The 18,218-nt window shown below is 75.8% G+C and carries 18 protein-coding genes; 14 read left to right on the top strand and 4 right to left on the bottom strand.

All coding sequences use genetic code 11. The features are described 5' to 3' along the window. Window positions 1-334: 334 nt before the first annotated feature. Entirely contained in the window at window positions 335-2,095 is a 1,761-nt protein-coding gene (locus tag ANAEK_RS05350) for a thiamine pyrophosphate-binding protein (RefSeq protein WP_012525134.1), read from the top strand. 14 nt (window positions 2,096-2,109) lie between these two features. On the opposite strand, the gene ANAEK_RS05345 is transcribed toward ANAEK_RS05350, so the two are convergent. After that, window positions 2,110-2,994: an NmrA family NAD(P)-binding protein gene (locus tag ANAEK_RS05345; RefSeq protein WP_198137460.1), complete on the bottom strand. Its 885-nt coding sequence runs from the start codon at window positions 2,992-2,994 to the stop codon at window positions 2,110-2,112. Window positions 2,995-3,068: 74 nt separating this feature from the next. Here ANAEK_RS05345 and ANAEK_RS05340 point away from each other — a divergent pair, with 74 nt between their 5' ends. Beyond that, window positions 3,069-3,806 (top strand): YafY family protein, encoded by a 738-nt coding sequence (locus ANAEK_RS05340; protein WP_012525132.1) that lies wholly within the window; start codon window positions 3,069-3,071, stop codon window positions 3,804-3,806. 85 nt (window positions 3,807-3,891) lie between these two features. Further along, window positions 3,892-5,556: an HNH endonuclease signature motif containing protein gene (locus tag ANAEK_RS05335; protein ID WP_012525131.1), complete on the top strand. Its 1,665-nt coding sequence runs from the start codon at window positions 3,892-3,894 to the stop codon at window positions 5,554-5,556. Between the two features lie 62 nt (window positions 5,557-5,618). On the opposite strand, the gene ANAEK_RS05330 is transcribed toward ANAEK_RS05335, so the two are convergent. After that, on the bottom strand, window positions 5,619-6,056 hold the full coding sequence (locus tag ANAEK_RS05330) for a hypothetical protein (protein ID WP_157376677.1): 438 nt from the start codon (window positions 6,054-6,056) through the stop codon (window positions 5,619-5,621). A gap of 141 nt (window positions 6,057-6,197) precedes the next feature. Here ANAEK_RS05330 and ANAEK_RS05325 point away from each other — a divergent pair, with 141 nt between their 5' ends. Then, entirely contained in the window at window positions 6,198-6,863 is a 666-nt protein-coding gene (locus ANAEK_RS05325; RefSeq protein ID WP_012525129.1) for a dihydrofolate reductase family protein, read from the top strand. Window positions 6,864-7,092: 229 nt separating this feature from the next. Continuing rightward, window positions 7,093-7,593 (top strand): hypothetical protein, encoded by a 501-nt coding sequence (locus ANAEK_RS05320; RefSeq protein WP_012525128.1) that lies wholly within the window; start codon window positions 7,093-7,095, stop codon window positions 7,591-7,593. Between the two features lie 55 nt (window positions 7,594-7,648). Here the strand turns inward: ANAEK_RS05320 and ANAEK_RS05315 are convergent, their stop codons facing one another. Further along, window positions 7,649-8,548 (bottom strand): AraC family transcriptional regulator, encoded by a 900-nt coding sequence (locus ANAEK_RS05315; RefSeq protein WP_012525127.1) that lies wholly within the window; start codon window positions 8,546-8,548, stop codon window positions 7,649-7,651. 198 nt (window positions 8,549-8,746) lie between these two features. On the opposite strand from ANAEK_RS05315, the gene ANAEK_RS05310 reads away from it, so the two are divergent. The 6 genes from ANAEK_RS05310 to ANAEK_RS05285 all read left to right on the top strand — a co-directional run bounded on the left by ANAEK_RS05310 (window position 8,747) and on the right by ANAEK_RS05285 (window position 14,506). Further along, window positions 8,747-9,118 carry a YciI family protein gene (locus ANAEK_RS05310; RefSeq protein WP_012525126.1) on the top strand — a complete coding sequence of 124 codons (372 nt, stop codon included), beginning with the start codon at window positions 8,747-8,749 and terminating at the stop codon, window positions 9,116-9,118. A 79-nt stretch (window positions 9,119-9,197) separates the two neighbouring features. Continuing rightward, the gene (gpt, locus tag ANAEK_RS05305) at window positions 9,198-9,776 is read left to right on the top strand and encodes a xanthine phosphoribosyltransferase (RefSeq protein WP_012525125.1); all 579 of its coding nucleotides are present in this window, start codon (window positions 9,198-9,200) and stop codon (window positions 9,774-9,776) included. Beyond that, on the top strand, window positions 9,773-11,311 hold the full coding sequence (locus ANAEK_RS05300) for an ABC transporter ATP-binding protein (RefSeq protein WP_012525124.1): 1,539 nt from the start codon (window positions 9,773-9,775) through the stop codon (window positions 11,309-11,311). The genes gpt and ANAEK_RS05300 overlap by 4 nt, the downstream gene beginning before the upstream one ends. Further along, entirely contained in the window at window positions 11,308-12,396 is a 1,089-nt protein-coding gene (locus tag ANAEK_RS05295; protein WP_012525123.1) for an ABC transporter permease, read from the top strand. Before ANAEK_RS05300 ends, ANAEK_RS05295 begins: the two co-directional genes overlap by 4 nt. Then, window positions 12,393-13,313 (top strand): ABC transporter permease, encoded by a 921-nt coding sequence (locus tag ANAEK_RS05290; protein WP_012525122.1) that lies wholly within the window; start codon window positions 12,393-12,395, stop codon window positions 13,311-13,313. The genes ANAEK_RS05295 and ANAEK_RS05290 overlap by 4 nt, the downstream gene beginning before the upstream one ends. A 59-nt stretch (window positions 13,314-13,372) precedes the next feature. Further along, window positions 13,373-14,506: a BMP family ABC transporter substrate-binding protein gene (locus tag ANAEK_RS05285; RefSeq protein ID WP_012525121.1), complete on the top strand. Its 1,134-nt coding sequence runs from the start codon at window positions 13,373-13,375 to the stop codon at window positions 14,504-14,506. Window positions 14,507-14,597: 91 nt separating this feature from the next. Here ANAEK_RS05285 and ANAEK_RS05280 read toward each other — a convergent pair whose 3' ends face one another. Next, window positions 14,598-15,476, bottom strand: coding sequence for a helix-turn-helix transcriptional regulator (locus ANAEK_RS05280; RefSeq protein WP_012525120.1), 879 nt, complete (start codon window positions 15,474-15,476; stop codon window positions 14,598-14,600). Between the two features lie 131 nt (window positions 15,477-15,607). Here ANAEK_RS05280 and modA point away from each other — a divergent pair, with 131 nt between their 5' ends. Genes modA through ANAEK_RS05265 form a run of 3 tightly spaced genes read left to right on the top strand, consistent with a single transcriptional unit; the run spans window position 15,608 to window position 18,140 of the window. Then, complete coding sequence (gene modA, locus ANAEK_RS05275; protein WP_012525119.1) at window positions 15,608-16,384, top strand: molybdate ABC transporter substrate-binding protein; 777 nt, start codon at window positions 15,608-15,610, stop codon at window positions 16,382-16,384. Between the two features lie 2 nt (window positions 16,385-16,386). Then, window positions 16,387-17,061, top strand: a complete 675-nt coding sequence (modB, locus tag ANAEK_RS05270; protein WP_012525118.1) for a molybdate ABC transporter permease subunit — start codon at window positions 16,387-16,389, stop codon at window positions 17,059-17,061. Then, window positions 17,046-18,140: an ABC transporter ATP-binding protein gene (locus ANAEK_RS05265; protein WP_012525117.1), complete on the top strand. Its 1,095-nt coding sequence runs from the start codon at window positions 17,046-17,048 to the stop codon at window positions 18,138-18,140. The genes modB and ANAEK_RS05265 overlap by 16 nt, the downstream gene beginning before the upstream one ends. The last annotated feature ends 78 nt before the right edge of the window (window positions 18,141-18,218 follow it).

Below are 18,218 nucleotides of genomic sequence, written 5' to 3'. Positions count from 1 at the left end.
AGAGCCCTGCTGCGGCGCACGCTGGCTGCCTGCGCCGGGCAGACTCGTCCCTGTGCTGCTCGACGTGCCTACGGGCACGCCTGCGCTGCTCGGTCCTCGTGTGCCCGGCTCGGCGACGCCATCGTGTGCCTCGCGACGGGCCCCACGCGAACGGGAGGCGCTATGAGCGGCCGGGGGCGCCGCGCGCGATCGAAGGCGCCGCCGCGCGCGGGAGCCCGGCGCGCGTGCGCGTCTCCGCCCCCGGGCCCCGTCGCGGGCCCACCGCTCGTCCCGCCCGGATGGTAACGTCCGCCGCGAGAAGGTGACGCCGCGGCGCCCGCGGCCCGGAGGATCCATGGCGGAGGCCACGAACGGAGGCGCGGTGATCGCGGCGGCGCTGCAGCGCGCCGGCGTGGGCCACCTCTTCACGCTGTGTGGCGGCCACATCTCGCCCATCCTCGTGGAGTGCAAGCGGCTCGGGCTGCGCGTGGTGGACGTGCGCGACGAGGCGAACGCGGTGTTCGCGGCCGATGCCATGGCGCGCCTCACCGGCCGGCCCGGCGTGGCCGCGGTCACGGCCGGCCCCGGCGTCACGAACGCCGTCACCGCGCTCGAGAACGCGCGGCTCGCGCAGTCGCCGGTGGTGCTCCTCGGCGGCGCGACCGCGACGCTGCTCCGCGGCCGCGGCGCGCTGCAGGACATCGACCAGCTCGCGCTCATGCGCCCCATCGCCAAGTGGGCCACGCGCGTCACCACCGTCGGCGGGCTGCGCCCCACGCTCGAGCGGGCGCTCGCGCTGGCGCGCGGCGGCGTGCCCGGGCCGGTGTTCGTCGAGGTCCCGGTGGACCTGCTCTACGACGAGGCGCTCGTCCGCGACCTGTACCGGCGCGAGTCGGGCGCCGACCGGGTGGGCGGCGTCGCCGGCACCGCGCTGCGGCTCTACCTGGAGGCGCACCTCGCGCGGCAGTTCCGGGCGCCCGCGCTGCCCTCGCTCGAGGACCTCCCGGCGCGGATCGCGGAGCGCATCGACCTGCGGCGAGGCACGTCGGGACGGGTCGAGCGGATCGCGGAGCGGCTCGCGCGCGCCGAGCGCCCGGTCCTGGTCCTCGGGAGCCAGGCGCTCGCGGGCTGCGAGGACCCTGGACGCCTCGCCGCCGCGGTGCGCGCGCTCGGCGTCCCGGTCTACCTGGGCGGCATGGCGCGCGGGCTGCTCGGCCGCCGCGACGCCCTCCAGTTCCGCCACGCGCGCGGGAAGGCGCTCAGGGAGGCGGACGTCGTCGTGGTCGCGGGATTCCCGTTCGACTTCCGGCTCGGCTACGGCCGCGGCTTCGGCCGCGGCGCGTTCGTCGCGGCGGCGAACCTCTCCGCGGCCGAGCTCCGCAAGAACCGCAGCCCGGACGTCGCCGTGGAGATGCACGCCGGCGAGCTCCTGGTGGCCCTGGCCGCGAAGGCGGGCAAGCCGCAGGCGCGGGACGCCTGGTTCGGCGCGCTCCGCGAGCGCGAGGCCGCGCGCGACCGCGAGATCGCCGCCGGCGCGGAGGCGGCCGGCGAGCTCGTGAACCCGCTGCGGTTCCTGCTCCGGCTCGAGGAGAAGATGGCCGACGACGCGGCGCTGGTGGTGGACGGCGGCGACTTCGTCGCGACCGCCGCCTACACGCTCCGCCCGCGCGCGCCGCTCGCCTGGCTCGACCCTGGCGTCTTCGGGACGCTCGGCGTCGGCGGCGGCTTCGCGACCGCGGCCGCGCTCGCCCGGCCCGGGCGCGAGGTGTGGCTGCTCTACGGCGACGGCTCGTGCGCCTACAGCCTCGCCGAGTTCGACACCTTCGCGCGCCACGGCCTCGCGCCCATCGCGGTGGTCGGGAACGACGGCTCCTGGCAGCAGATCGCCCGGGAGCAGGTGGACATGCTGGGCGACGACGTCGGCACGGTGCTCGCGCGCTGCGACTACCACCGCGTCGCCGAGGGCTACGGTGGCGTCGGGCTGCTGCTGACCGAGGACGCCCGGATCGACGAGACCCTCGACCGCGCGCAGGAGGCGGCGCGGGCCGGCCGGCCGGTCTGCATCAACGTCCACCTGCGCCGGAGCGAGTTCAGGAAGGGGTCGATCTCGATGTGAGGGGGGGGCGCCCGTCACGCCCCCTGCTGCCGCAGCCGCGCGGCGACGTATCCGGCGAGCGGGGTGGGCCCCCGCGACGGCGCGCTCGGCCGCTCGATGGCGCCGTCCACCACGGTCGCGGTCATCCGCGCGTAGGAGTCCGCCGCGGAGGGCGAGAAGCCCATCGCCCGGAACGTCTCGACCCACCGGGCGCGCGGGGTCTCGACCGCCCGGACGTCGCGCCCGAGCGCGGCGGCGGCGGCGCGCGCGACGTCGGCGGCCGAGTACGGGGTCGGACCCTCGACGTGGTGCACGCCGGCGTGGTCGCCCTCCTCGACGAGCCACCGCGCCGCGATGCGCCCGAGATCGACCGGCGCGACCATGGGCAGGGCGAGCTCGGCCGGGAAGAACGAGGGGAGGACGCCCGCCTCCCGCGCCGTCTCCAGCGCGAAGTCCCAGTTGCTCATGAAGTAGGCGCCGCGCACCACGCAGGTGGGGACGCCCGTCGCCGCGACCGCCTGCTCGAGCGCGTAGAGCACGCCGAGGTCGCCCAGGCCGTCGCCGGGCTGCGCGCCGTAGGTGGACTGCACCACGACCTTCTCCAGCCCGGCGCACTCGACGGCCCGCGCGATGGCCGCCGTGGTGCGCCGTTCCTCGGCGACGGTGTCGGTGGCCGGATCGGCCGGTGGCATGAGGAGGAACGCGCGCTGAGCGCCGCGGAGCACGGCCCGGAGCGCGTCCGCATCGCGGACGTCGGCGGCGGCCACGGAGGCGCCCCGGCGGGCGAGGGGCTCGGCCCGTCGCGGATCGCGGGTGACGACCGTGACCCGCTCGCCGCGGTCGAGGAGCGCGGCGGCGACCGCGGAGCCGACGCGGCCGGTGGCGCCTAGGACGACGTGCATCGGGGTGGACGTGGACATGGGCGATCAGGTACCGCTCTTCCCTGTCGAAACCTGTCCTCATCCTGAAGGTGAATCCCGAGCCGAGTTCCGCCATGCCCGTCCGTGCCGCGCGCCTCCTCGATCTCACCGACCTGCTCCGCGCCTCGACCGAGACCACGGTCGACGCGGTCGCCGCCAGGCTGGGGGTGAGCGCGCGCACGGTGCGGCGCGACCTGGCGCTGCTGCGCGATCGGGGCATGCCCATCACCGGGCAGTCCGGGCCGGGCGGCGGCATCCGGCTGGAGGGAGCGCGCGGCGTGGTGGCGGTCCACCTCGGCGTGCCGGAGATCGTCGCGCTCTGGCTCGGCGCGCGGCTGGCGCGGGCGGTCGCCGAGGTGCCGTGGGGCCGGCGCGCGGAGGATGCCCTCACCCGCCTGCTCGCGTCCCTCCCTGCGACGCGCGCCCGCGAGCTCCGGGACCTCTGCGGGCGCATCTTCGTCGGGCCGGCGGCGAGCCAGCGGGTGCGCGAGGGCCTCGCACCCGTCGCGCCCGAGCTGCTGCAGCTGTTCGAGGAGGCGGTCCGCCGCGGCGTCGCGCTCGCGTTCCGCTACCGGGATCGGACCGGCCGCGCGACGGCGCGCCACGTCGAGCCGCACGGGCTCTCGATCATGCCGCCGGTCTGGTACCTCCTCGGCCGCGACGTGGACACCGGCCTGCCCCGCATGTTCCGCATGGACCGCATCTCCGCACCCGCGCTGCGCTCCGCGCTCGCGTTCCTTCCGGACGCGCGCGTCGTCGAGGCGCTGCTGCCGCCGGAGGTGGCCTGGGTGCCACTGCGGCCGCGGCGGTGAGCTGGTCGCCTGAACGGTGCGAGGGTTCGCAGTACGCCCATCCGGGTTCACGAAGAGTGTCAGATGCGCGTGCGACAGTCTGCGTATGGACGCCGCTTCCATCGCCGGCCTCGGGGCCGCCGGCCTGCCGGGCACCGCCGGGGCGGCGCACGCGCTCGCGGACCTGCGCGAGCTGCTCCCGTTCAGCCGGACCGAGCTGGATCGCTGGTTCCGGGGCGGCGAGCCGGAGGCGGACGCGTGTGAGCAGGTTCTGGCGTGGGCCTCCCGCGGGCGCGGCGCGATCGACGTCGCCATCGCGGAGGGGCTGGCGGCGCTCCGCCGCGGCGAGCGGCTCGCGGCGCTGGGCTACCACCTCGACGACTACGCGCGCGAGGTCCTCGGGATCGGGAAGCGCGCAGCGGAGGGCCTGGCGCGGCTCGGGGACGGGCTGGGCACACGCCCGCGCCTGCACGAGGCGCTGCGGTCGGGACGGGTGGGGCTGCGCGCCGCGGAGACGGTGCTCGCGGTGGCGACCGGGGACGCGGAGGCGTTCTGGGTGGAGCGCGCGGCCGGCCAGACGGTGCGGGAGCTGGAGGCGGCGGTCCGGCGGGAGGGGCGCGGCGGCCCGGAGGAGGACGAAGACGAGGCGTGGCTGACCTTGCGCACGCAGCTGCCCGAGACCGAGCGGATCGTGGTGGACGCCGCGCTGGAGGCCGCGGGACGCGTCATGCCGGGGTCCACCCGGTCCGAGCGGCTGGAGGCGCTGGCGCAGGAGTACCTGGCGGAGTTCTCGACGGACGGCGATCGCGACGGCGCTCGGCCGCTCGGTTCGGAGTTCCGGGCGGTCCCGGCGGGCGAGCGCTCGCGGCGCGCCGTGCTCGAGGCCGAGCCGGAGCGCTGGCCGCTGCTCCCGCCGGTCGAGGACTGGCCGGCGCCGGACGTGCGCTTCGACGACGCCAAGACCCCCCAGGAGATCGACCGGACGCTCCGCGAGCTCGCCGCGGCGCGCGCGGCGCTGGAGGAGGTCATGGGCGCGTGCGCGTACGCGATCCGCCGGAGCGGCATGCACCTGCGCCTCGGGTTCGCCAGCTTCCGGCACTACGTCGAGGAACGGCTGCGCCTGCCGGCGCGCGCGGTGGAGCAGCGGGCGGAGCACGAGGAGCGGCTGGCGAGGTCGGCGGGGCTGCGCGAGGCGCGCCGGCAGGGCGTCTCCTACGAGCGGCGCCGGATCCTGGCGCGGCTGCCCGAGGACGAGCTCGCGTCGTGGATCCCGCGGGCGAAGGCGATGACCTGCGTCGCGCTCCGGCGCGCGGTCGAGGGCCAGCGGGAGCGGCAGCTGCGTGCGCAGCGGAAGGTCTCGGTCCCGCTGCCCCGGCGGGTGGCGGTGCTCCTCGCGGCGGCGCTGGAGACGGTCCGGAAGCGGGCCGGCCGCCTCGTGCCGGCCGGAAGCTGCCTCGCCGTGCTGGCCGCGCACTTCCTGGGGCAGTGGGGCGATGTCCTGAAGCGCACCTCGAGCCGCTCACAGCGGGTGCGGGAGCGAGACCTGGGCTGGTGCCAGGTCCCGGGCTGCAGCCACCGCGCCGCCCACTCGCACCACGTGCTGTTCCGCTCGCACGGCGGCGGGGACGAGGCGGAGAACCAGGTGGCGCTCTGCGCGTTCCACCACCTCCGCTGCGTCCACGGCGGCCACCTGACCGTCTTCGGGCGCGCGCCGGACGGGCTCACCTGGCTCCTCGGCGGCGTGCCGTTCACCGGCATGGCGCAGGGTTGAACCGCGCCCGGCGCCGCAGTCGCGCCGCCGCAGGCCGCGGATGCGGCCGCGCCCGCTCGACGTCAATGTCCGGACGGTCCCTCGGTCCGGATCCGCATCGGGACCTTGACCCAGAACGCGGCGGGGCGGCCCTCCGTGTCGCGCCCCGCGGTCCAGGCGCAGTCCTTCAACGCCTTCCACACGCCGCAGGCGAGCTCCGGCTCGGTGCCCTCCGGCAGCATCTCGAACCCGGCGAGGCGGCCGTCCGCGAGGACGGCGAACCGGAGCAGGTACTCCACGACGCCGGCGGGCGCGCGAAAGCCGGACGGCGGCCGGAACTTCCCCGGGAAGCACATGGGCGGGTTCATCGCCGGCCGCCGGTCGCCGGCCGCGGGCCAGCGGATCTCGAAGCCCGCCGGGACCACCGCGGCCGCCTGGAGGTCGCAGGGCGAGGCGCTGGACGACGCCGAGCGGGAGCACGCGAGGGCGAGCGCCGCTGCGGCGAGGTGCAGCCTGGGCACGGCGCCCAGCACATCACGCGCGGTGCGGGTCGTCCACTCCGGAGTGAGCCTACCGATTCGGGTATCCGAGCCGGGTCTCCGGAGCCGATGCACCGCGTCCGCAGCCGGGCTATGCCCCGCCAGCGCGAAAGGAGCGGGACCATGCGGAAGCTGATCGTGGGCGCGTTCACGACGCTGGACGGCGTCGTCCAGGCACCGGGCGGTCCGGACGAGGATCGCGACGGCGGCTTCCGGCACGGCGGCTGGCTGGTGCCGTACTTCGACGAGACGTTCGGCCGGCTCATGACCGACTGGACGAAGCGCGCCGGCGCGTTCGTGCTGGGGCGCAAGACCTACGAGATGTTCGCCGCCTCGTGGCCGAACGCGACCGACCCGGCCGACGAGGCCGCGGCGGCGCTGAACACGCGGCCGAAGTTCGTCGCCTCGCGGACGCTCTCGGAGCTGCGCTGGAGCAACTCGCACCTGCTGGGCGGCGACGTGGCGGGGGAGCTCGCGAGGCTGAAGGCCGAGGACGGCGGGGAGCTCCAGGTGCACGGCAGCTTCGACCTGCTCCAGACCCTGCTTCGCCACGACCTCGTGGACGCGCTGCGCATCTGGCAGTTTCCGGTCGTCCTCGGCACCGGCAAGCGGCTGTTCGGCGACGGGGCCCTCCCGCTCGCGTTCCGCCTGGTGGAGAGCCAGCAGACCGCGCCGGGCGCGGTGCTGCACGTCTACGAGCGCGCGGGGCGGCTGCGCTACGGCGAGGTGGAGGTGGGCCAGGAGACGCGTCACTTCGACGAGCCCCAGGCTCCCGGCGCGCGGCGCTGACGGCAGGCGGCGCCGCCAGGAGTCCTCCGGCGGCCGCGATCGTCCCGGGCCGCGCTCGCGCGGCGGCGCGGATGCGGGGTGCGACCGCCGGACGCGCCCCGCGCCCGTGCGCTCCCTCGTCGAGGTACGACCGCGTCTCCGCCGCGCCTGCGCCGCAGCGACGCACCGCGCGCCGGGAGGTGGCCTCGCTCCCTCCGGCGGCCTAAGCTCCGGGCCCGGGGCGCCGCGAATGACGGACGGGGTCGCGACGGGGAACACCACGGCGAGCTTCGCGCTCTCGGATCACCCCGAGCTGCGCCAGCACTACCCCTGGTTCTCGCAGGCCGACTACGACGCGCTGCTCGCCGCCCGACAGCAGAGCCCCGCGAGCCGGGCCTGGTGGCAGGGCGACGACGGCGCCGGCGGCGAGGTCGCCTCGCTCGAGCACGCGGCGCAGGGGCTGTACCTCTCCCTCGTGCAGGCGCGGCCGTGCTGGTGGCTCCCGGACCACGAGGACGGCACGCCGCCGACGCGCGACGAGATCAACGTCGCCGTGAGCGCCCGCCTCTCGGCGAAGCGCGGCCTCGCCGATCGCGCGCCGGCGCCGGGCTCGCCGGAGGACCTGGCCGAGCTGGCGCTTTTCCACGCGAGCCTGCGCCGCCGCGGGATCCCGCCGGAGGCGCTCCGCCCCTGGTACCGCGACGCGTACGCGGCGTACCTGGCGGCGGTGCGCGGCGGCGACCCGCGCTGATCCCGCGCCGCGGCGGCGACGCAGGGACGCGGGGACGCCGGCGCAGGGCGGCGCTTCAGGTGGGACCGACGCGGCGTCCGGGCCGGTGCGCGCGCCCGGGGTCGTGGCCCTGCCCGCGCCGCCACTGCGCCGGCGTGCGGCCGTGCACGCGGCGGAACTGGCGGATGAAGTGCGTCACGTCGGCGTAGCCCACCTGCCCCGCGATCGCCTCCACGGATCCACCGGTGGCGCGCAGGCGGCGGCGGGCCTCGGCCATGCGCTGCGCGAGGATCCACTCCCCCACGGTCCGCCCGGTCTCGCTCCGCACCACGGTGGCGACGTGCGCCGGCGTCCGCCCCACCGCCCGCGCCACGTCGGACAGCGACAGGGGGCGGAGCGCGCGCGCCTCCACGATCGCGAGCGCCCGCCGCGCCACGCTGGTGCCCTCGGTCCCGGGGAGCAGCGTGGCCGCGCTGGCGCGGAGCAGCTCCAGCAGCACGAGGCGGAGCAGCGCGGCGAGCGCCTCGTCGCGGCCCTCCTCGCGGCTCGAGGACTCCTCCTCGAGCGCCCGCAGCCACCGCTCGAGCCGGCGGCGCCGGGCGGCGGACGGCCGGAGCACCGGATGGCATCCCCCGCGCACCTGCGAGAACAGCCGCAGCGAGTGGCCGGACTGCTCGGGCCAGAAGGCGAGACCCCAGCCCTCGGCGCCTTCGAAGCGCGCCCCCGAGTGCGCGTCGCCGGGCGGGATGACGTGGACGTCGCCGGGCCGCAGCTCGAGCGCCCCCTTGTGCTCCACCCGCGAGCGTCCGGCGGTGAGGAGCACCACGACGGCATAGCCGTGCGCGAACCCGCCGCCCGCCCGCCGCGTCCCGGGACCGGCGCGCCGCGCGTGCGCCTCGAGACGCGTGACGAGCAGCGGCTCGCGGCCCTGCTCGAAGGCCTCGACCTCCGGTGGGCTGGACGGCTCGCCCTTCACGGCGCGGACTCCTCCGCTCGAGCCGGCGCGGCGAGCCCGGTCCGGACGGACGCCCGGACCGTACCCCCTGCCCGGTCGCGGACGCCGCCCCGCACGGGCCGCAAACGCCTCGGGACCTGGATCGCGCCTTCTCGGGGCGTCATGTCGATCCGGCCCGGGCTCGTTCGTCGCCAGGCCAAACCACCGGAGGTGCCTGCCATGAAGTACCTGACGTTCATGCGAAGCTCCGAGTCGTACCGCGCCACGCCGCCGCCGCCCGCGCTCATGCAGGCCATGGGGCAGTTCGTCGAGCGCTCGTTCAAGGACGGCGTGCTCGTGGACACGGGCGGCCTGCTGCCCAGCAAGGAAGGGTTCCGGATCCGGCTCGCGAACGGCAAGCTCGCCGTGAGCGACGGCCCGTTCGCCGAGGCGAAGGAGGTCATCGGCGGCTGGGCGGTCCTGAAGACCGCGACGCGCGCCGAGGCGCTGGCCGTCGCGACGGAGTTCATGGAGCTCCACCGGAAGCACTGGCCCGAGTTCGAGGGGGAGTGCGAGGTGCGGCCGATCGAGGAGTACGAGCCCGCGCCGTAGCGCCGCCCAGAAATCATCAGCAAATCCGGGGAGGTGAATTCCCCCTCCCCTGCGTCAGCCCCTTCCAGTACAAGGTGCCATGGCGGCAGACGCGACGAAGGGCCCTCCCGGCGGCGGGGAGGGCGAAGTCCATGCTGGCTCGGGGCCCGGTCCGTACCAGGACGAGATCGTCATCTCCTGGCCGGAGCTGCACCGCGACGCCCGCTACCTGTCGCGCGTGCTCCACGAGCTCGGCGACTGGAAGGGCATCATCGCCATCACGCGCGGCGGCCTCGTGCCGGCAGCGCTGGTGGCGCGCGAGCTGGACATCCGCCTCATCGACACCGTCTGCGTGGTCAGCTACGGCGCCGCCGAGGCGGGCGGCGCGGAGGCGAAGCAGGGCGCGCTGCAGTGGCTGAAGACGGTCCCGGGGGACGGCGAGGGCTGGCTGCTCATCGACGACCTGGTGGACACGGGCCGGACCGCCGCCGCGGTGCGGGAGAAGCTGCCGAAGGCGCACTTCGCCACGCTGTACGCGAAGCCGCTCGGCCGCCCGGTGGTGGACACGTTCGTGAAGGAGTTCCGCCAGGAGAAGTGGATCTACTTCCCGTGGGACATCGACTACCGGTTCGTCACGCCGATCCGGCAGCGGGGCGCGAAGGACCAGGGGCCGACGTGAGCGTTCCGCGCCTCGAGCTGAGGCACGTCACCAAGCGCTACGGGGACGTCGTCGCGAACGACGACGTGGCGCTCTCCGTCGCGCCGGGGGAGATCCACGCCGTCCTGGGCGAGAACGGCGCCGGCAAGTCCACGCTCATGAAGGTCGTCTACGGCGCGGTGGCCCCCGACGCCGGCGAGATCCTCTGGGACGGGCGGCCGGCCGAGGTGCGCACCCCGCACGACGCGCGCGCGCTGGGCATCGCGATGGTGTTCCAGCACTTCTCGCTGTTCGACTCGCTCACCGTCGCCGAGAACGTGTGGCTCGGCCTCTCGCGCAAGGTGGCGCTGCGCGACGTCACCGAGCGGATCCGCGCCAAGGCGGCGGAGTACGGCCTCGACGTGGACCCGCTCCGGCCGGTGCACGTGCTGTCCGTGGGCGAGCGCCAGCGCGTCGAGATCGTCCGCGCGCTGCTCGCCGACCCGCGGCTCCTCATCCTGGACGAGCCGACCGCGGTGCTCACCCCGCAGGCGGTGGACAAGCTGTTCGAGACGCTGCGCCAGGTGGCCGCGAACGGCTGCTCCATCCTCTACATCAGCCACAAGCTCGACGAGATCCTGGAGCTGTGCCACGCGTGCACGGTCCTGCGCGGCGGCCGGGTGGTCGCGACCTGCGACCCCACGCGGGAGAGCACCGCCAGCCTCTCGCGCATGATGATCGGCGCCGAGCCACCGAGGCTGGAGCGGCGCGAGGCGAAGCTCGGACCGGTCGCGCTCTCGGTCGAGCGGCTCGCCCTCCCCTGCCACGATCGGTTCGGCGTCGCGCTCGACGACGTGTCGCTCGAGGTCCACGGGGGCGAGATCGTCGGGATCGCCGGCGTGTCCGGCAACGGGCAGCAGGAGCTGCTCGCCGCGCTCTCCGGCGAGGACCCGCGCGCCGAGGCCGGCGCCATCCGGCTGTTCGGCGAGCCCATCGGCCGCACCGGCGCGGCCGGCCGGCGTCGCCGCGGGCTGCACTTCGTCCCGGAGGAGCGGCTCGGGCGCGGGGCGGTGCCGTCGCTCTCGCTCGCGACCAACATGCTCCTCACCCGGCAGGAGGCGCTGCGCGCGTTCGGCTGGATCGACCGCGCCGCGCTCCGCGACCAGGCGTCGGGCGTGCTGCGGCGCTACTGGGTCAAGGCGGCCGGCCCGGGCGCGGTGGCGCGGAGCCTGTCGGGCGGCAACCTGCAGAAGTACATCGTGGGGCGCGAGCTCGACGCGGTGCCGAAGGTGCTGGTGGTGGCGCAGCCGACCTGGGGCGTGGACGTCGGCGCGGCCGCGCAGATCCACGCCGAGCTGCTCCGCCTGCGCGACGCCGGCGCCGCGGTGCTGGTGGTCTCGGAGGAGCTGGAGGAGCTGTTCGCGCTGGCCGACCGGCTCCACGTCATCGCGAAGGGCCGCCTCTCGCCGCCGCTGCCCGCCGCCGACGCCACCGTCGAGCGCATCGGGGAGTGGATGAGCGGGCTGTGGGCCGGCGGCCCCGGCCGCCCGGAAGCCGCCGCCGGAGGGCCCGCGTGATCCGCCTCGACGTCCGCCCCACCCCGTCGCTCGCGATGAGCGTGCTGTCGCCCATCATCGCGCTGAGCGTGACGGTCACGCTGGGCGGCCTGCTGTTCCTCGCGCTCGGCCAGGAGCCCGGGCGCGTGCTCTCGATGTTCCTGTTCGAGCCGTTCAACGGCGCGCGCGCGCTCACCGAGCTGGGCCTGAAGTGCACCCCGCTCATCCTCTGCGCGCTGGGCCTCGGGCTCTGCTTCCGCGCGAACGTGTGGAACATCGGCGCCGAGGGGCAGTTCCTGATGGGCGCCATCACCGGGGGCGGGCTGGCGCTGTGGGTGACGAACGCGCAGCTCGCGCTCTCGCCGTGGGCGTTCTTCCCGCTGGTGGTGGTGGCGGGCGCGGCCGGCGGGGCCGCCTGGGCCGGCATCGTGGCGCTGCTCCGGGATCGGTTCCACGCGAACGAGATCCTCGTCAGCCTGATGCTGGTGTACGTCGCGGACCTGCTGCTCTCCTGGCTCGTGTTCGGGCCGTGGAAGGACCCGCGCGGCTTCAACTTCCCGCAGACGGTGAACTTCTCGGCGGCCACCGAGATCCCGCGCGTCGTGCCCGGCCTGCGGCTGCACTGGGGCTTCGCGTTCGCGCTCGTCGCGGCGGTCCTCATGTGGCTGTTCATGTTCCGGACCTACCGCGGCGTCCGGCTCCAGATCGGCGGGCCCGCGCCGGCGGCGGCGCGCTACGCAGGCTTCTCGGCGAGCGCCGCCATCTGGACGACGCTCCTCCTGTCGGGCGCGCTCGCCGGGATCGCCGGCGCCTTCGAGGCGGCGGGCCCGATGGGCCAGCTCACCCCGCACGTGGCGAGCGGCTACGGGTTCACCGCCGTCATCGTCGCGTTCGTGGGCAGGCTCCACCCCATCGGCGCGCTGCTCGGGAGCGTGGTGCTCTCGGCGCTCGTCATCGGCGGGCAGCTCGCGCAGTCGCGCGTCGGGCTGCCGGCGTCGGTGAGCGGCGTGTTCCAGGGCATCCTGCTGCTCTCGCTGCTCGCCTGCGACACGCTCATCCACCACCGGCTCCGGCTGGTCGGCTGGGGCCGGAGGACCGCGCCGTGAACGAGCTCGCCCTGCTCATCGCCGCGACGCTCGCGGCCGGGACGCCGCTCGCCATCGCCGGCCTGGGGCTGCTGCTCAACGAGCGCGCCGGCGTGGTCAACCTCGGCGCCGAGGGCATGCTGCTCGTGTCCGCCGTGGCCGGCTTCGCCGCCGCCCACGACGGCGGGAGCGAGTGGCTCGGCTTCCTGGCCGGCGCGGCCGGCGGCGCGGCCGTGGCCGCCGTGTTCGGCTGGCTGGTGGTGTGGCTCAACACCAACCAGTACGCGACCGGGCTCGCGGTCAGCCTGTTCGGCTCGGGCTTCTCGGCGTTCGTGGGCATCGGCTACGTGGGCAAGCAGCTCGGGGAGCAGCCGCCGCACCGCGTGCCCTTCCTCGCCGACCTGCCGTTCGTCGGTCCGGCGCTGTTCCGGCACCACCCGGTCGTCTACCTCGCCATCGCGCTCGTCGCGGCCGCCGCGTTCTTCCTGTACCGCACGCGCGCCGGGCTCCTCCTGCGCGCCATCGGCGAGTCGCCGCAGTCCGCCCACGCGCTCGGGTACGGCGTCCGGCGCATCCGCTTCGCGGCGGTGGTGACGGGCGGCGCGCTGTGCGGGATCGCCGGCGCGTACCTGTCGGTGGTGTACACGCCGCTGTGGGTGGAGGGCATGGTCGCCGGCCGCGGGTGGATCGCGCTGGCGCTCACCGTGTTCGCCACCTGGCGGCCGGGGCGCATCCTCCTCGGCGCGTACCTGTTCGGCGGCGTGACCATGCTCCAGCTGCACCTCCAGGCGCGGGGCGTCCACGTGCCGAGCCAGTTCATGGCGATGCTGCCCTACGTCTCGACCGTCGTGGTCCTCGCGCTCATCTCCCGGAACCCGCTGTGGATCCGGCTCAACATGCCCGCCTCGCTGGGGAAGCCGTTCTTCCCCGGCGCCTGAAGCCGCACCCCGAAGCACCTGCAGTCATCCAGACCCTGACAGAGGGGGAGATCGACACCATGAATCGCTCGTTCACCCGCCGGATCGCGCTCGGCGCGCTGCTGCTCGGCGCGACGCTCGCCGCCTGCTCCAAGAAGGAGGCGCCGCCCGCGCCTGCCGCCGCGCCCGCGCCGGCCAAGCCCGAGCCGCTCAAGGCGGCCTTCATCTACGTCGGTCCGGTCGGCGACGCCGGCTGGAGCTACTCGCACGACCTCGGCCGCCGCACCGCGGTCGAGAAGTTCGGCGCCGACAAGGTCACCACCACGTTCGTCGAGAAGGTCCCCGAGGGCCCCGACGCCGAGCGCGTGCTCCGCGACCTCGTCGCGCAGGGCAACAAGCTCGTGTTCGCCACCTCGTTCGGCTTCATGGAGTCGATCGTGAAGGTGGCGAAGGACAACCCGGAGGTGCGCTTCGAGCACGCCACCGGCTACAAGACCTCCGACAACCTGCGCGTCTACGAGGCGAAGTTCTACGAGGGCGCCTACCTCGCCGGCGTGGTGGCCGGCAAGATGACGAAGACGAACACGCTCGGCTTCGTCGGCTCGTTCCCGATCCCCGAGGTGCTCCGCAACATCAACGCGTACACCCTCGGCGCGCAGAGCGTGAACCCGAAGGTGAAGACGCGGGTGGTGTGGGTGAACTCCTGGTTCGACCCGCCCAAGGAGACCGAGGCCGCCCAGTCGCTGCTGAACCAGGGCGCCGACGTGCTGCTGCAGAACACCGACTCCACCGCCGTCCTCCAGGCCGCCGAGCGCAACGGCAAGCTCGGCTTCGGCTGGGACAGCGACATGAGCGCGTTCGCGCCCAAGGCGCACCTCGGCTCGGTCGCGCTGAACTGGGCCGGCTACTACGAGAAGTCGTTCCGCGAGGCGAGCGACAAGAGCTGGAAGCCCGAGGTGACGAAGTGGGGCGTGAAGGAGGGCATGATCGACTTCGTGAAGCCCGCCTCCTTCCTCCCGGCCGACGTGCAGCAGGCGCTCGAGACCGCGCGCGAGGGGCTGAAGACCGGCGCGGTCGCCGTCTTCAAGGGGCCGCTCGTCGACAACGCGGGCAAGGAGGTCCTCGCCAAGGACGTCGTCGCCGACGACGCCTGGAAGGGCGCCATCAACTTCTACGTGAAGGGCGTCGAGGGGAAGGTCCCGTCCGGCAACTAGCCGTCGCGTCGGAGCACCCCACGGCCGCGTCCGGCACCGCCGGGCGCGGCCGTTCCTCGTTCGCCGCGCGGCGCCCGTCCGGCGCGCGCCCTCAGGCGTCGTAGCGGATGTCGCCCGCGCCCTCGACGTCGTACCCCCGGATGGCGCCGGCCTCGGCCCGGAACGCCCTGCCCTGCGCCGTCTCGCACAGGCGGACCACGCGCGCGTCGCCGAGATCGCGCGCCTTCACGATGAGCCCGTAGGGCTCGGTGGCGATCGGCCGGAACGCCAGCCCGGCGCGCTCGCCCCACGCGCGCGAGCAGAGGCCCACGTCGGCGCGCCCCGCCGCCACGGCCAGCGCCACCTCGAGGTGCGAGCGCAGCAGGAGCGCCTTCCGGTGAACGCGCGCCGGGTCGAGCCGCCGCGCGCGGAGCGCCTCGTCGAGGTGCCTGCGGACGCCGGCGCTCCCGGGGCGCGACGCGAGCCGGCGTCGGGCCAGGTCCTCGAGCGTCACCGGCCGGCCCGGCGGGTGGACGAGCCCGATCTCCCGGGTCACGAGGTGGATCCGCGCCACGCGGTCGTCGCCGACGTGGCTCGGGAACCCGCCGGCGTGCGCGCCCGCGGCGAGCACCGCGCGCCGCCGCAGCAGGTCGGCGGCCTCGGCCATGTCGGCCTGCACGAAGCCGAGGAGCGGAGGGCCCTGGGCCGCGGCGAGCGCCAGCAGCGACAGCACGGCCACGTCGCCGTTCGCGGCGACGAGCGCCGGGGCCGCGTCGGGCGCGCCCGGCGGGGTGGACGCCGGCGCCGTCTCGAGCCGCGCCGCGTCGCCGGTGCTGCCGCCCGACCAGGCCAGCACGTCCTCGCGCGAGAAGCGCCACTCGGCCCCGACGCGGCGGGCCGGGAGCCCGCGCTTCAGCAGCCGGTACACGTGCTTCGGGTGGACCCGGAGGACCTCGGCGACCTCGGCGGTCGTGAGCAGCTGATCGGGCATGCGCGCCCCGGAGTATAGCGGCCGCGGCGCCCCCTGGCGAACCGGGGCGGCGGACGCTGGTTGCCGTATGCAGCTTGTCCGGAGTATACGGTTCCCTGTTGTTACCCGTACGTCCCAGCCGGAGTGCCGCCGTGATCCGCCGCATCCTGCTCGCCGTCGCGCTCCCGGGGCTCCTCGCGGCCGCGCCCGTGCCGGCGCAGCCGCCTGCGGCCACGCTCGCGGTCGCCGCCGCGGCGAACCTGAAGGACGCCGCCGAGGAGCTGAAGCAGGCGTTCGAGGCCGAGCGCCCGGGCGTGCGGGTGGCGCTCACCTTCGGCGCGTCCGGCGCGTTCTTCGCGCAGATCCGGAACGGCGCCCCCTTCGACGTGTTCCTCTCGGCGGACCGGGACTACCCGGCCAAGGTGATCGCCGCCGGGCTCGGAGCCGCCGCGGACGAGCAGGTCTACGGGTTCGGGAGGCTGGTGGCGTGGCTGCCGCCCGGCTCGACGGTGCCGCTCGAGCGCCGCGGCCTCGCGGCGCTGGCCGATCCCGGGGTGCGCCGGATCGCCATCGCCAACCCCGCGCTCGCCCCGTTCGGCCGCGCCACCGAGCGCGCGCTCCGGGCCGCCGGCGTCTGGGACGCGGTGCAGGGGCGGCTCGTGCTCGGCACCAGCGCCGGGCAGGCGGCGCAGTTCGCCACCACCGGCGCCGCCGACGTGGCGTTCCTGCCGTACTCGCTCACGCTCGGGGAGGCGCTCGCGGCCGGCAGGGTGGTGCCCGTCCCCGAGGCGCTCTACCCCAGGATCGAGCAGAGCGGCATCGTCCTCCGGACGGCCCGGGACCCGGCGCTCGCCCGCGCGTTCCTCGCGTTCCTGACCGGCCCGAAGGGCCGCGCGGTCCTCGCGAAGTACGGGTACGGGCTCCCCTAGCCATGGACGCCGCCGCGCTCGCGCTCTCCCTGAGGCTCGCCGGGCTCACCACGCTCGCCCTGCTCGTCCTGGGGCTGCCGCTCGCGTGGTGGCTGACGGTGAGCCGCTTCCGCGCGAAGTTCCTGGTCGAGGCGGTGGTGGCGCTCCCGCTCGTGCTCCCGCCCACGGTGCTCGGGTTCTACCTGCTCACCGGGCTCGGCCCGCGGAGCGCGGCAGGCCGCGTCTTCGAGGCCGTCGCCGGCCACCCGTTCCCGTTCTCCTTCGCCGGGCTGCTCGTCGCCTCGGTGCTCTACAGCCTCCCGTTCGCCGTCCAGCCGTTCGCCGCGGCCCTGGCCGGCGTGGACCGGCGACTCGTCGAGGCCTCGCACAGCCTGGGCGTCTCGCGGGTCGGGACGTTCCTGCGCGTGACGCTGCCGCTCGCCTGGCCGGGCGTGCTCGCGGGCGCGGTGCTGAGCTTCGCGCACACGCTGGGCGAGTTCGGCGTGGTCCTGATGGTGGGCGGCAACATCCCCGGCCGGACGCGCACGCTGGCGGTCGCCATCTTCGACCACGTCGAGGCGCTCGAGTACGCCGCCGCGCACCGCACCGCGGCGCTCTTGCTCGCGATCTCCTTCGGCGTGCTCACGATCGTCTACGCGCTCCAGCGCCGGCCCGCCTTCCGATGGAACGAGCGCTGACGTTCGACGTCGTCCGGCGGTTCCCGCGCGGCCCCACCATCCGGGCGCGCGCGAGCTGGCCGCTCGGGCGCGACGCGGTCACCGTGCTGTTCGGGCCGTCGGGCTCCGGCAAGACCACCGTGCTGCGCGCGCTCGCCGGGCTCGACCGGCCCGACGCCGGCGCCATCGCGTTCGACGGCGAGACCTGGTTCGACGCGGACCGGCGGGTGTTCGTCCCGCCGCAGGCGCGCGGCATCGGGCTGCTGTTCCAGGACCACGCGCTGTTCCCGCACCTCTCGGTGGCCTCGAACGTCGGGTACGGCCTCCACCGCCTGCCGCGCGCGGCGCGGGAGGCGCGCGTGGCCGAGGTCGCGGAGCGGTTCGGGATCCGGGAGCTGCTGCCGCGCCGCCCCGGGCAGCTCTCCGGCGGCCAGCGCCAGCGGGTGGCGCTCGCCCGCGCGCTCGCGCCGCGGCCGCGGCTCCTGCTCCTCGACGAGCCGCTCTCCGCGCTCGACGCGCCGGCCCGCGAGGCCCTGCGCGGCGAGCTCCGCCACCTGCTGGAGGCCTCGGGCGTGCCCGCCGTGGTCGTGACCCACGATCGCACCGAGGCGCTCGCGCTGGGCGACCGCCTGGCCGTGCTCCTCGACGGCACCGTGCGCCAGGTCGGCCCGGTCCACGAGGTCTTCTCGGCCCCGGTGGACGCCGAGGTGGCCCGGGTGGTCGGGACGGAGAACGTGTTCCCGTCGCGCCTGCTCCGCCGCCGCGACGGCCTCGTCGTGGTGCGCGCGGGCGCCGCCGAGCTCGTCGCGCTCGACCCGGGCGGCGTGGAGGACGAGGCGTACGCCTGCGTCCGGGCCGAGGACGTGGTGCTCGAGCCGCACGACGGCGAGCACCCCACCTCCGCGCAGAACCGGCTCGCGGGCGTGGTGGTGGCGCGCCGCGACGAGGGCCCGCTCGTCCGGATCACCGTGGACGTCGGCGTCCGGCTGGTCGCGCTCGTCACCCGCGCCAGCGCCGAGCGGCTCGGCCTCGTCGCCGGGCGCGAGGTCACGGCCATGGTGAAGGCCCCCAGCGTCCGGGTCGTTCCCCGCCGCGCGTGAGCGGTCCCGGGGGCGCTCGCCCAGGCTGGCGCCCCGGCGCGCCCCGCGTCATACCCCCGGTCCAGGATGCGGCGACCG

Origin of the sequence: Anaeromyxobacter sp. K (assembly GCF_000020805.1) — a bacterium.
Classification (GTDB): domain Bacteria; phylum Myxococcota; class Myxococcia; order Myxococcales; family Anaeromyxobacteraceae; genus Anaeromyxobacter; species Anaeromyxobacter dehalogenans.
Note: the sequence above shows the minus strand (reverse complement) of the source record. Positions and strands in the feature narration are given on the sequence as shown.